This is a genomic window from Janthinobacterium kochi, from assembly GCF_051380715.1.
In the GTDB taxonomy this organism is placed as follows: Bacteria; Pseudomonadota; Gammaproteobacteria; order Burkholderiales; family Burkholderiaceae_D; genus Janthinobacterium.
The window spans coordinates 37,224-49,757 of the sequence record NZ_JBNYXO010000011.1; the positions used below are offsets into that span (position 1 = coordinate 37,224).

Below are 12,534 nucleotides of genomic sequence, written 5' to 3' on the forward strand. Positions count from 1 at the left end.
GCGACATGGCTGTCGCGGCGTTTTTTTTATGCGGCGGCGCCTTCTCCGAACCTGAAACTTGTCACTGCCAGGGCACCAAAGAAATCCTCCTCGTGATACACCACGTGCGCCGCTTCCTGCTCGGCCGCACCCAGCGCCACCATCAGCGGCAGCAGATGGTCTTCCTGCGGATGGGCCTGGCGCGCGCCCGGCGCGCGGTCCCAGGCCAGCAATTGCTCCAGTCTGTGTGCCGGCGGCAAGGCCATCGCCTGGCGCAGCCAGGCATCGAACTGCTGCGAGGCGACGGCGCCCGCCTGGCCGAACTGGCGCAGGTTATGGTAAGACAGGCCGCTGCCGACGATTAGCACGCCCTGCCGGCGCAAGCTGGCCAGCGCGCGGCCCACTTCGACGTGTGTGAGCGGGTCGTAGCCGTGTTTCAGCGACAATTGCACCAGCGGCACGTCTGCCTGCGGGTAGATGGGGAACAGGGCGCTGAAGGTGCCGTGGTCGAAACCCCGCTCGTGGTCGAGGCGCGCCGGATGGCCGGCTGCATCGAGCAACTGTTTTACCTGCGCCGCCAGATCCGGCGCGCCTGGCGCGGGGTACTGGATTTGATACGTGTGCGGCGGAAAGCCCGAATAATCGTAGATCATGCCCGGTTGGGGGTTGGCCGAGACGAGAAATTGCGGCCCTTCCCAGTGCGCCGTGACGACCAGCACGGCTTTCGGGCGCGCGCCGATCTGGCGCGGGATGTCTTGCAAGGATGCTTCGAGCACGTCGTAGCGGTCGCCGAACTGGTCTTTCATGAACGGCCACGGGCCACCGCCGTGCGACAGAAAATAGGTGGGGAAGGTGTGCTCTTGCATGGCGGCTCCTGAGGGGAATGACTGATGCTATCGATGATAGTCATGCGCGGTCAGTTGATCAAGATCGCAATTATTGATATATCATTTCCATTTTGTTGATGATGGGATGCTCATGGATACCTTGCGCAGCATGCGGGTGTTTCGCGCCGTGGTGGAACTGGACAGTTTTGTGCGCGCCAGCGAGCGCCTGGATATGTCGCCCGCCATGGTCAGCAAGCATGTGATGCACCTGGAACGCCACCTGGGCGCGCGGCTGCTGAACCGCAGCAGTCGCCACCTGAGCCTGACGGAAATCGGCAAGGTGTATTTTGAACAGTGCCGCGACATGCTCGACAATCTCGACGAGGTGGAAGCGACTGTGGGCCGCACGACGGTAGTGCCGCGCGGCATGCTGCGCCTGAGCGCCCCCGTCTGGTTCGCCAACGCCATCTTTACGCGCACCCTGGTGGCTTACCGCGAGCGCTTTCCGGAAGTCACGTTCGACATCGACTTGAGCGGAAGAGTCGTCAACCTGGTGGAAGAGGGTTTCGACCTGGCCCTGCGCGTGAGCCAGGCGCCATCGCCGACCCTGATCGCGCGGCCCATCGGCAGCATCGCCTTTCACCTGGTGGCCGCGCCCGCCTACCTGGCGCGCGCGGGCCAGCCGCACCTGCCGCAAGACCTGGCGCAGCACGCCATGATCAGCTATTCGCTGTTGGCAAACGGCAATGAATTGGCCTTCGACGGCCCGCAGGGGCGCGACACCGTGAAGTTCTCGCCCGTCCTGCAATGCAATAACGAAAGCCTGCTGCACGCGGCCGCGCTCAACGGCATGGGCATCGCCTTGCTACCGTCGTGGCAGACGGATGCCGACCTGGCGGCGGGGCGGCTGGTGCGCCTTTTCGATGATTTCAAGCTGGCGGGCGGCAAGGTGTACGCCGTCTACACGAGCCGCCGCTACCTGTCCTCGAAAGTGCGCACCTTCATCGACTTCCTGGCCGATGAAGGGCGCCTCGGTGACTAACTACGCTTGCGAGCGCTTGACGTCGATCAGCGCGAACAGGCGCGCGCTGCGCATCCACGCCAGCACCAGCGCCGCCAGCTGCGTCACCAGCAAGCCGGCCACGATGGCCAGTGGACCGGGCGCGGCCAGATTCAGGCGCGCCATGCCCAGCAGCGCATACAGCGCCAGTCCCAGCACGGTGATGACGAGGTAGATGGCCAGGCTGGCCAGCGGCCGCCGGCGCAGCATGCCCAGGCCCCGCCACCAGGCCTTGACGGCCGAGGTGCGGCGCCGGTCGACTGCCAGCGCGGCGCGGCCCGCGTCGAGCGTGGCGCAAGCCAGCAGGAACAGCAAGCCCGTGAATAGCAAGGCCAGGTGACGGGCCAGGTCGGCATCGGCTTCCAGGATGGCTTTCGCCGCGTGCTTGTCGGCCAGTTTCAGCGCGCCGGCGCCGATGGCCAGTGCCATGCCCAGCGGCACGATGCTCCACAGCAGCATGCGCAGCATGCGGCCATATTCGCTGAAGGCGCCCGTCAGCAGGGGGCCGAAACCCAGTGGCGCAGGCGCGCGCGCGGCCGTCACCACCAGGCCGCTCAGCAGTGGCGACAGCAGCAAGGTCAGGACGATGCCGGTGATGGCGGCCTGGCTGATGGCCGCGCCATTGCGGCTGGCATTGGCCACCAGGTCGGCCAGGGTCATCAGGTCGAGCTTGTGCGCCAGGGCCGCCGCGTGCACGGCCTGATCGAGGCTGGCGCTCAGGGTGCGCCAGAGGGGAATGACGGCAAGGATGGTGGGGATCAGCAGCAGGCCAGCCCACAGCAGCAGCAAGCGCCATTGCAGGGCGGCGCGGCTGGCGCGCGTGGTCAGGGTCAGGCCGCTGGCCCGTGTCGTGGTAGTGGCGCTCATACGATGGCAATCAGGGAAAGCAGGTATTGGAAGGCGGCGGCGAGGTCGAAGCTCCAGCGCCGCGCGGCGGATTTGTCGGCCTTCAAGGTGCGGCTGTCATCGAGCTTGTTGACGTCGAGGTAGTGCACGCGGTCGGGATCCAGCTCGGCCGAGACGGCCTTCACGGGCTTGCTCCAGGTGTAGCGCTGCCACAGCTGGTCGTTATCCCAGACCACGCGTTCGGACGTGCCGTCGGAAAATTTCACCAGCAGCACCTGCGGCACGGGCGAGCCGCGGCGGCGCACCACCACGCTGGTGAGATACGGATACGGTCCCGTGCCGGGTTTGGCGTCCGGGTGCGCCTTGTGCCACGCCTTGCGCACTTTTTTCTCCTCTTTTTCCAGCGCTTCGGCCGTGTGTTCCACGCGCTTGCCGTTCATCAGCGCCATGCCGGCCAGCGGCGTCTGCTCTTCGCTGCTGAAGCTGCCGATGCGGTCGTCGATGTTCGCGCTGGCATAGACTTGCTGCGCGAAGACTTGCTCCACGATGCGCCGCTGGCCCGTCGCCTCGGCCAGCGCTTCGCGCAGGTCGGCTACGCTGGGGTGGCGGAATTTCCACTGTTCGTAATACGCCTTGAAACCCCGTTCCATGGCCTCGCTGCCGATGCGCGCTTCCAGGTCGCGCATGGTGACGGCCGTGCGGCTGTAGACAGGCCCCACGCCCTGCAGGCGGTCCCACGCGTTCTGGCCCAGCGGGTCGGCCGCATCCTGGCGCGGTGCGGCCAGGCGCTCGAATTCGAAGACCTTGAAGACGGGATCGAAGCCCAGACGCTTGAGCAGCGGCGTGGTGGCGTGGATGTCCTGGCCGCGCGCGCGCAGCATGCGCTGGTCCCAGTACTCGTTCAAGCCTTCGTCGAGGATGGGTTCCTCGAACTCGTTCGAGGCCAGGATGCCGTAGAAATAGCCATGGCCGAATTCATGGATGGTGACGAAATCGAGGCCGAATTCGGCGATGGTCTTCGGCTGCAGGTTGGCGTAGCTCGAGGCGGTGATGAAGGTCGGGTATTCCATGCCGCCCGCTTCGGCCGCATTAAACGGCGGAATCACCACCGTCAGGGTCTTGTACGGATACGGGCCCAGGGTGCGCGAAAAATACGTGAGTGTATCCTTGGCCGCCTGCAGCGCGGGGGCCGCGTTGGACGCATACTCGGGCGGGTACAGCACCTTGATGGCCACCGGCGGGCTGCCAGGGCCACTCCAGCTGCCCGTCAATGGTTGCGCGCTGCGCTTGTCGGCCGTCCAGGCGAAATCGTGCACGTCGCCCTGTACATAGTGATGCGTGAGCATGCCATCCTTTTCCTGCGGCGCGCCCTGCAGCTCGCCCGTGGCGCCCACCGTGTATTCCTTGGGCACGGTCAGCTTCACGTCGTAGTTGCCGAAATCGGCGTAGAACTCCGAATTGAGGTGGAATTCATGCGCGTTCCAGCGCGGCGCGGTGGCGCCCCGTTCGCCGGGCAATTCCAGCACGGCGATCTTGGGGAACCACTGGCCCACCAGGTGGAAGCTGCCGAAATAGCCGGTGCGCGCGATGACGCGCGGCAGCTGGTCGAAGAAGCGGATGTCGAGCGTCGTCTCGGCGCCCGGCGCGACCGCCTGCGGCAAGTCGACGCGCACCACCGTGCGGTCGCTGGCCGGGCCGTTGTCAGGCTGGACGAAATGCCAGGTCGCCTTGGCGCCGTTCTGCGTCATGCTGCGCAGTTCGATGTAGCCCCATTCGCCGTCGCGCGTGTCGACGCCCGAGCGGAAGCCCGTGTCGAGCTTGCGCTTCTCGGTAAAGAAGGTCGAATGTTCGCCTTCGAATGCATTCAGGTACAGGTGCAGGTATATGCTGCTGACGGCTTGCGCGCTGCGGTTGCGCCAGCGCAGTTTCTGCTGGCCGGCTATTGTGTGCTTGACGGGATCGAGCGTCGCTTCGATCTGGTAGTCGACCACGCGGTCCGACAGGGTCGCTTGCGCGCCCGTGCGCGCACCGCCCCAGGCGTTGCTGGCGCTGGGCGTGCTGACGGCGGACGCGTGCGGCGACGCCAGGGCGATGCCGTCGGCCGATGGCGCCAGCGGCATGGGCGCGCCGGGCGGCTTGCCTTGGCCCGGCTGGGCGAACAGGTCGGCCTGCAGGGCCAGTCCGGCCAGCAGCAAGGCGGCGATGGAAAGGGCTTTGAGCTTGCCCGAGATGGGGAAAAAACCAATGCTGCGGCGCGTGCTGCGGGGACTTGGCGGCCCCTGGCGCGTTGTGCTACGACTTTCCATGCTTGACTCCCACGGTGACTTGTTGATTTTCAAATGCAGTCGGCTGCGCCCAGGATCGCCGGGCGCTTGTTAATATACCTGTAAAAATTACAAATAAGCAATGAATTGTGTAAGCAGCCCCGCCGGCTGTTGCGGCGCCACGCGCCGTGCGTATAATGATTCGCTTTTGCCATCCCTCTCTTCCACTACCGTGCGTTCGCGCCGCGGTGACGCCTCAAGCCTGCCGCCATGAAGCCTGCCCCTTCCGTCCTGACCATTGCCACGCGCGCCTTGCTGCTGTGCGCCCTGGCCATGCCGGCGTATGCGCAGGAAGGCGTGGATGCCGGCGCGGCGGGCGTCACGCATGGCGACTTGTCCGCCGAGCTGGCGCAGGGCGGCCAGCACAGCGTGCGCGGCGCCCTGTCGCGCGATCAGGACGGCATGACGCTCGACGTGGCCATGGACGGGCTGCGCAATGGCAATTACCGCGATGGCAGCGTGTTTCACCAGCGCGGCTTCAACGGCGGCGCGGAATGGAAGGTGCGCCAGGGCCGCTTCGGCTTCAGCGCCGACCAGCTGAACCAGGACACCCGTTACCCCGCGCCCGAGGCGCCGTTCCTGGCCCTGCTGGCGGCCCGCCCGGAAGACCTGTATCGCTATGAAGTGCGGCGCGCCAGCGCCTTCGTGCAGCGCTATGTGGGCAAGTTCGAGCTGGGCGTGGAATTGTCGCAGCGGGAAAAGCGCGCCACGGCCCAGTATGCGGGCGAGGACGGCAGCAGCGAATCGCGGTACAGCAGCCGCCGACGGCAACTGGCGCCCCGCGTGCGCCATTACGGCAAGGTGGGCGGCGTGGGCACGGACACGGAAGTCGGCCTGGATATGATGCAGTGGCAGCGGCGCTCGGGCCGCGATGGCGATGGTCAGCGCTGCCAGTACGCGCGCGCGCTGCTGCTGCGCGAAGAGCTGGCTTTCGGTGGCGCGTATGCGCCGCGCTTGCTGCTGGGGCTGCGGCATGAACAGTTCCAGCTCGATCCGGCCGACATGCCCGTTGGCGGCAGCGACTGGGAAAACCAGAATGCCTGGGACGTGCAGGGCAGCTTGCAACTGCGCCCGCAACTGAGCGTGTACGCCAAGGCCGCGCGCAGCTACCGCATCGACGACGATGGCTATACCCGCGCCGGCTACCGTCCCCTGGCGGGACAGCTGCGGCGCGAAACGGAAGTGGGCGCCACCTTCGGCGACGCGGTGCGCAGCGCTTCCGTGCGCATTTTCAGCGAGCGCCTGAGCAACCAGATCGTCTTCGACCAGAGCCTGGGCCAGCTGGGCTTTGCGGGCAACCTCGACCCTTCGCGCCGCGACGGCATTGCCATCGAGGCCAGCATGGCGCTGGCGCGCGACTGGCGCCTCGACGCTCAACTGCGGCAAGTGCATGCGCGCTACGACGATTACGCCTACGACGGCCCGGATATCGCCCTCGTGCCCAAGACCCTGGCCAGCCTGCGCCTGTACTGGGCGGGGCAGGCCGGCGCGAGTGCCGACGTGGGCGTGCAATGGCTGCGTGCCCTGCGCTATGGGCGGGATTTCGACAACAGCTGCCTGGCGCAAGTGCCCGCGTTTGCCACCGTGGACGGACGCTACGTGCGCAAGCTGGGCGCGTGGGAGCTGGAACTGGCCGGCAGCAACCTGGCCAACCGCCGCCATTACGGCGATGCACCGGGCTGCCGCTCGAGCATTTACCTCAAGGATGCGCGCCAGCTGCGCGTGTCGGCGCGCTACCATTTCTGATACAGAGGCGCAGCGGGGCTTAAATGCGGCTTAAGCGGGCGCAAAGCAGGGTGATAAACGCGGCTTTTTTCCGCCGGGGCGTCATCGCCCGGCGCAAAAAGTGGTAATCTCGCCCCGTTCACGACCACTTTATGATGAAGGATTAATATGCGTTTTCTGCGTTTCTTGCGTCCCCTGCTTGCCGCTGTCACCCTGGTTGCAGCCTCCGGCGGCGCCATGGCGGCCGATACCGGCTTTACCACGCTTCCCACGCCAGTGCGCACGGACACGGGAAAGAAGGTGGAAGTGGTGGAGTACTTCATGTATTCCTGCCCGCATTGCTACGCGCTCGATCCTTTGATGCACGACTGGGTCAAGAAGCAGGGCGACAAGATCGCCTTCCGCCGCATCCATCTGGCCTTCTCCGGCCCGAAAGATCCGCAGGCGCACGCCTATGCCACCCTGGAAGCGATGGGCCAGCTGGAGCAGTTCCACGACAAGATCTTCCGCGCCATCCACGTCGAGCGCAACCGCCTGAACCGCGATGACGCCATCCTCGACCTGCTGGTGAAGAACGGCATCGACAAGGCCAAATACCTGGACATGTTCAATTCCTTCGGCGTGCAGACCAAGCTGAAACGCAACGAGCAGCTGATCACTGCCAGCAAGATCGACAGCGCGCCGACCATCGTCATCGACGGCCGCTTCGTCACATCACCGTCGCAGTTGTCGCGTCCGGGCCAGTCCGAGCCGCAGACCCAGGCGGCAACCCTGCGCGTGATGGATGAACTGGTGGCGCGCACGCTGAAAGAGCGCGCTCCCGCGCCAGCGAAGAAGTAACACTGGAGAGTTACGATGAAACAGCTGCCCTGGACTTTGTGCGTACTGGCCCTCGCCCTCGTGGCCTGGCTGGCGATTGCCGTCGTCAGCGTGGAAAACCAGCGCAATGCGCTGGTGACCAAGGCGTGCGTGGACCCCGCGTTCAAGAACGAGGTCGATGCGAAATGCCTGGCGTCCGTGCAGTCGCGCGCGCACTGGTGGCAGCATCTGAGCTATGCCATGACGCATTTCAGGAATTGAATGTGTCTGCTCGAAAAACCCGCCGCGCGCGGGTTTTTTTTCGTCCGCGTATGATGAAGCCACAACCATTCTGGAGGAACGATGAAGGAAGTGATCCTGATTACGGGCAGCAGCCGCGGCATTGGCGCGGCGACGGCGCTGCTGGCGGCGCGCCTGGGCTATGCCGTCTGCATCAACTATGTGCGCGATGCGCGGGCGGCCGAAGAACTGTGCGCGCGCATCGTCGCTGGCGGCGGCGAAGCGATCGCCGTGCAGGCTGACGTCAGCGATGAAGCCGACGTGGCGCGTCTGTTTGACGAAGGCGATGCGCGCCTGGGGACGCTCACGGCGCTGGTCAACAATGTGGGCGTGCTGGAACAGAAATGCCGGCTGGCCGACATTTCCGTGCAGCGCCTGGAACGCGTGCTGCGCACCAACGTGATCAGTTATTTCCTGTGCTGCCAGCAAGCCGTGCGGCGCATGTCCACGGCAAACGGCGGGCAGGGCGGGCGCATCGTGAATGTCTCGTCGGTGGCCGCGCGCATCGGTTCCCCGGGCGAATACATCGATTACGCGGCCTCGAAAGGCGCCGTCGATACGCTCACCCTCGGGCTGGCAAAGGAAGTGGCGGCCGAAGGCATCCGCGTCAACGGCGTGCGGCCCGGCATCATCTATACGGACATCCACGCCTCGGGCGGCGAACCGGGCAGAGTAGCGCGCCTGGCCTCCGGCGTGCCCATGCAGCGCGGTGGCCAGCCGGAAGAAATTGCCGATGCCATCCTGTACCTGCTGGGGCCAGGTGCGAGCTATGTGACGGGCAGCATTCTCGACGTGGCCGGCGGGCGCTAAAGGTTACGCTTTGGCTGGCGCGGCCTTGGCCGGCGCCGAATGGGGCGTGATCACCACGGTGCAGGTGGTGCCGGCCACCAGGACCTGGCTCTTGTCCTGCTCGTCGATGTGGATGCGCACAGGCACGCGCTGCGCCAGGCGCACCCAGTTGAACGTGGGATTGACGTCGGCCAGCAGTTCTCGGCCCGTGGCGGCGTCGCGGTCGGTGATGCCGCGCGCGATGCTCTCGATGTGGCCATGCAGGGTGCCGCCGCTCATCAGATTCATTTCCGCCTTGTCGTCCTGCGCCAGCATGCCCAGCTTGGTCTCTTCGAAGTAGCCGACGACGTAGTATGAGGCGCTGTCGATGACGGCCAACTTGGCCGCGCCGATGGCGGCGAAGTCGCCCTTGTGCACGTTCAGGTTCGTCACGTAGCCGCTGACGGGTGCACGCACGGTGGTGCGTTCCAGGTTCAATTGCGCCAGGGTGCGGGCGGCCAGCGCGGCCTGCACTTGCGACGAGGCCGAGCTGGCGGCAAAGGCTGCGCTTTCGCGGCTTTCCGTCGAGATGATGCTGGCGTCCAGATTGGCGCGGCGCTGCGCTTCCTTGCCGCGGCGGCCCTGTTCCGTCCTTTGCGTGGCCAGCACGGCGTCGGCCTGCGCCAGCGCGCTGGCATAGCGTTCCTTGTCGACGACGAACAGCACATCGCCTTTTTGTACCACCTGGTTGTCGCGCACCAGCACGTCCGTGACGGTGCCGGCCACGTCGGCGCTGATGTTGACGATGTCGGCCTTGATGCGGCCGTCGCGCGTCCACGGCGACTCCATGTAGCGGTCCCAGACGGTCTTGCCGATCCACAGGGCTGCAGCCAGGAGCAGCAGGGTGATGGCGTAGCGGGTCAGTTTGCTTACCATGTCGGCAGCCTTTCCTTGATTGGGTTGAACAGTTTTCTATATTTGTAGAGCTATTTGTAAAGCGATAGAGCCAGCGCGCCGAAGATGGCGATGAAGATGCACAGCCGCGCCAGCGAGGGGTGCCACACCATGCGGTACACGCCCAGCCAGCCCAGCACGCGGTCGAGCAGGGTTTGCAGGCCGATGCTGAGGATGAACAGGGGCAGCAGGGTGGGAATCAAAATTCCGAACAGGGCGAATTCACGCGGCATGGTGGTCTCCGGCGCCAGGCGCCATATGGTCGAGTAATGAGGTGTAGATCGAGTGCAGGTCGGCCAGCGCGGTCTGCAGGCGCGCGCTACGTTCGGCGCTTGCATCGACTTCCGTCTGGGCTGCGCGCACCACGGCGCCCGCCTGCAGGGTGGCGGCCAGCGCCGCTTGCAGCGCCGTGTCGCTGCGCGTGCGCAGCCAGCCGGCGATGTGCTCCACGCACTGCTGCAGCGCGTGACGCGTGGCGCCCGGGCGGGCGGTCGCGATCAGTTCGCGCAGCTCGATCACCGAGTGGCCGATTTCCAGCAGGGTCAAGGCCTGGCGCACGACGGCGCGCGTGGCGACACCCGGCGCCGGTCCGGCCGCCGCATTGAGCTGGCTGAGCAGGTCGCGCACGCGGTTGTCGAAGCGGTGTTTGACTCTTCGCGCGGGCGCCGTGCACGCATGCAGCGCTTCGCGCCACAGGGCCGGGCCGATGTGGTCCTTGTGGCCCATCGTGTGTTCGGGCAGCAGCACGGCAAACACGAGGGCGGCCAGCATCAGGCCGACGATCAGGGCCATGCCCGTATTCAAAAAGGCCGCGCCATCGACATGCATCACATTAGTCGGCGCCATCTGCGTGATGAAGGTCGTCACGCCCAGGCCCACGCCCAGCTTGGCCGGATTCGTCATCAAATACAGGCCGATGGCGAGGAACGGTGCAAAGCTCAGTACCAGCATGGGGAAGCCGTCGCCGTGCACCAGCACGAAGTACACGCACACGAGCGACAGGGGCATGGCGATCAAAAAGCCCGCCAGCACTTGCCGGATCATCAGGATGGGGCGCGGCGAGGACGATGCCAGCGCGCAGAACACGGCCGCCATCAGCATCGCCGTGCTGGCGTAGGGCCAGGCGAGGAAGTAGGCACCCAGAGCCAGCAGGAGCAGGCTGATGGCCGCGCGCGCGCCGCTGGCGATCACCAGTGCTGGCGGCGTCTTCGGCGCATACGCCTGCGGCGTGCTCACTTCCAGCGGCGTATCGTGCGCCAGGCTGAAATACACTTCGTGAAAGCGGCTCATGTCGCGCGCGAAGCGTTCCAGCAGCTCGCATATAGTGTCGAAATCGATGCGCTGCGCATGCACGATGGTCGCGCTATCGATGTCTGCGCGCGCCAGCGCCAGCGCCGTTTGCAGGTGCCGCTGCATGGTGTCGAGCGAGTCTTGCGAAGGCGTCGCTTGCAGCGCTTCGGCGACGATGGCGTACAGGGGCGCGCACGCCTGCATGACTTGTGTTTCGCCATCGCGCTGCAGGCGGTCGAACAGGCGGTGGAAGGTGTAGAAGGTGGTCAGCGCCGTCATGAAGGTGGCGTTGAAGGCGTGCAGCTTGCGGTTTTGCGCACGCACGTGACCCACTTTGCTGGTGACTTCGAACAGGGCTGCCGAGCGACCCAGTTCCAGCGCCGCCACGTCGGCGGCAAATTGCAGGTGCGTCAGTTCCACCTGCGCCGGCGTGAGTTTTTGTTGCAGCACGTCCTGGCAGAAGGTGAGGAATTTGCCGTAGCGCGCCTGCACCGTGCGCATCACTTGCGTGCCCTGGTGGCGCGGCAGCAGCACGCTGGATACAAACGCCGAGCAGATGATGCCCAGGCCGACTTCGGCCACGCGCGTGACGGCCAGCGCGAACACCTGCATCGGTTGCTCGATGGCGGGCAAGAGGATCATGCAGGCCGTGTAGCCGGCCAGCACATACACATACGACTGGGCATTGCGGTGCAGGGCCGAGCCGCTCGTGCACAGGCCCACCCACAGGGCCAGGCCGGCGAACAGCAGCACGGGCTGCTGCGGGAACAGGCCGATCAGGGTCAGCGCGGCCGTGCATCCCAGCAGGGTGCCGCACAGGCGGTAAAAGCTTTTTTCCAGCACCATGCCGCTGCTGGGCAGGGCCAGGATGATGGTGGTGGTCATCGCCGTGCTGGGCGAATCGAGTCCCAGGCGGTAGGCCAGCCACAGGGCGCAGAACGCAGCGATCAGGGTCTTGCCGATGTAGATCCAGCGTTCGCCTTCCGTCGTGCGCCAGTCCTGCAGCACCAGCGCCAGCCAGTGGGCCGCCCGGGACAGGGGGCCTTGCTTGAATGTTGTTGCTGTGGCTGGCGTCATCGATAGGCTATCAGTTCTGGTGGTGGAGATTGTTGAGGTTGCGCAGCTGGCGCATGTACAGCTTGTCGAGCACTTGCAGTTCTTCTTCCGTCAACCCTTCGTACAGGGCCGAGGTTTCCTGGTACACGTCGGGCAGCGCCGTTTCGATCAGGGCGCGGCCCTTGTCGGTCAGCGATATCATCACCGAGCGGCGGTCGCCGGGGCGCGTGCCACGGTGGATCAGGCCCCGCGTTTCCAGGTCGTTGCACACGCGCGTCAGGTTGGCCGGCTTTTCATGGCAGGCCATGCCCAGGGTGCAGGCGTTCGAGGTTTCGTCATCCGTGCCGTACAGTACGGCGAGCACCATGTAGCTGGCATCGACCAGGTCATGCTTTTTCAGCGCGGCATTGGTCAAGTCCTTCATGCCTTTTTGAATGTGGTACGTCATGCGCAACAGGCGCATCAGTTCCATGGGGAAGCCTGGCATGCGCGTGCGGATGTTTTGCAGCCGCTTGGAGGTGGCGTCAAAAGCGGTCATGTCCTATTCCTTCATGTATGAATAAAGTTCCGATTGTATCTTGTTGGGCTAGTGCAATACCAGGATTGC

At 65.4% G+C, this 12,534-nt stretch carries 12 protein-coding genes; 5 read left to right on the forward strand and 7 right to left on the reverse strand.

Translation table 11 applies throughout. The features are described 5' to 3' along the window. Nucleotides 1-26 precede the first annotated feature (26 nt). On the reverse strand, nucleotides 27-845 hold the full coding sequence (locus tag ACQ4WL_RS21020) for a DODA-type extradiol aromatic ring-opening family dioxygenase (RefSeq protein WP_436511474.1): 819 nt from the start codon (nucleotides 843-845) through the stop codon (nucleotides 27-29). Nucleotides 846-957: 112 nt separating this feature from the next. On the opposite strand from ACQ4WL_RS21020, the gene ACQ4WL_RS21025 reads away from it, so the two are divergent. Beyond that, on the forward strand, nucleotides 958-1,848 hold the full coding sequence (locus ACQ4WL_RS21025; protein ID WP_436511475.1) for a LysR family transcriptional regulator: 891 nt from the start codon (nucleotides 958-960) through the stop codon (nucleotides 1,846-1,848). On the opposite strand, the gene ACQ4WL_RS21030 is transcribed toward ACQ4WL_RS21025, so the two are convergent. Together ACQ4WL_RS21030 and ACQ4WL_RS21035 are read right to left on the reverse strand one after the other, a co-directional pair. After that, on the reverse strand, nucleotides 1,849-2,733 hold the full coding sequence (locus ACQ4WL_RS21030) for a hypothetical protein (protein ID WP_436511476.1): 885 nt from the start codon (nucleotides 2,731-2,733) through the stop codon (nucleotides 1,849-1,851). Beyond that, nucleotides 2,730-5,018 carry a M1 family metallopeptidase gene (locus tag ACQ4WL_RS21035; protein WP_436511477.1) on the reverse strand — a complete coding sequence of 763 codons (2,289 nt, stop codon included), beginning with the start codon at nucleotides 5,016-5,018 and terminating at the stop codon, nucleotides 2,730-2,732. The genes ACQ4WL_RS21030 and ACQ4WL_RS21035 overlap by 4 nt, the downstream gene beginning before the upstream one ends. A 228-nt stretch (nucleotides 5,019-5,246) precedes the next feature. Between ACQ4WL_RS21035 and ACQ4WL_RS21040 the strand changes: the two genes are divergently transcribed. The 4 genes from ACQ4WL_RS21040 to ACQ4WL_RS21055 all read left to right on the forward strand — a co-directional run bounded on the left by ACQ4WL_RS21040 (nucleotide 5,247) and on the right by ACQ4WL_RS21055 (nucleotide 8,669). Further along, the gene (locus ACQ4WL_RS21040) at nucleotides 5,247-6,782 is read left to right on the forward strand and encodes a TonB-dependent receptor domain-containing protein (protein ID WP_436511478.1); all 1,536 of its coding nucleotides are present in this window, start codon (nucleotides 5,247-5,249) and stop codon (nucleotides 6,780-6,782) included. Nucleotides 6,783-6,929: 147 nt separating this feature from the next. Next, nucleotides 6,930-7,601, forward strand: a complete 672-nt coding sequence (locus ACQ4WL_RS21045) for a thiol:disulfide interchange protein DsbA/DsbL (protein ID WP_436511480.1) — start codon at nucleotides 6,930-6,932, stop codon at nucleotides 7,599-7,601. A 15-nt stretch (nucleotides 7,602-7,616) separates the two neighbouring features. Continuing rightward, nucleotides 7,617-7,841 carry a hypothetical protein gene (locus tag ACQ4WL_RS21050; RefSeq protein WP_436511481.1) on the forward strand — a complete coding sequence of 75 codons (225 nt, stop codon included), beginning with the start codon at nucleotides 7,617-7,619 and terminating at the stop codon, nucleotides 7,839-7,841. Nucleotides 7,842-7,922: 81 nt separating this feature from the next. Further along, entirely contained in the window at nucleotides 7,923-8,669 is a 747-nt protein-coding gene (locus ACQ4WL_RS21055; RefSeq protein ID WP_436511482.1) for an SDR family oxidoreductase, read from the forward strand. Between the two features lie 3 nt (nucleotides 8,670-8,672). Here ACQ4WL_RS21055 and ACQ4WL_RS21060 read toward each other — a convergent pair whose 3' ends face one another. From ACQ4WL_RS21060 to ACQ4WL_RS21075, 4 genes are read right to left on the reverse strand one after another with little or no spacing between them, the layout of a single operon-like run. Continuing rightward, the gene (locus ACQ4WL_RS21060; RefSeq protein ID WP_436511483.1) at nucleotides 8,673-9,563 is read right to left on the reverse strand and encodes an HlyD family secretion protein; all 891 of its coding nucleotides are present in this window, start codon (nucleotides 9,561-9,563) and stop codon (nucleotides 8,673-8,675) included. 50 nt (nucleotides 9,564-9,613) lie between these two features. Then, on the reverse strand, nucleotides 9,614-9,814 hold the full coding sequence (locus ACQ4WL_RS21065; RefSeq protein WP_070224633.1) for a DUF1656 domain-containing protein: 201 nt from the start codon (nucleotides 9,812-9,814) through the stop codon (nucleotides 9,614-9,616). Then, the gene (locus ACQ4WL_RS21070) at nucleotides 9,804-11,948 is read right to left on the reverse strand and encodes an FUSC family protein (protein WP_436511484.1); all 2,145 of its coding nucleotides are present in this window, start codon (nucleotides 11,946-11,948) and stop codon (nucleotides 9,804-9,806) included. The genes ACQ4WL_RS21065 and ACQ4WL_RS21070 overlap by 11 nt, the downstream gene beginning before the upstream one ends. Before the next feature lie 10 nt (nucleotides 11,949-11,958). Then, nucleotides 11,959-12,465: a MarR family winged helix-turn-helix transcriptional regulator gene (locus ACQ4WL_RS21075; RefSeq protein ID WP_436511485.1), complete on the reverse strand. Its 507-nt coding sequence runs from the start codon at nucleotides 12,463-12,465 to the stop codon at nucleotides 11,959-11,961. Nucleotides 12,466-12,534 lie beyond the last annotated feature (69 nt).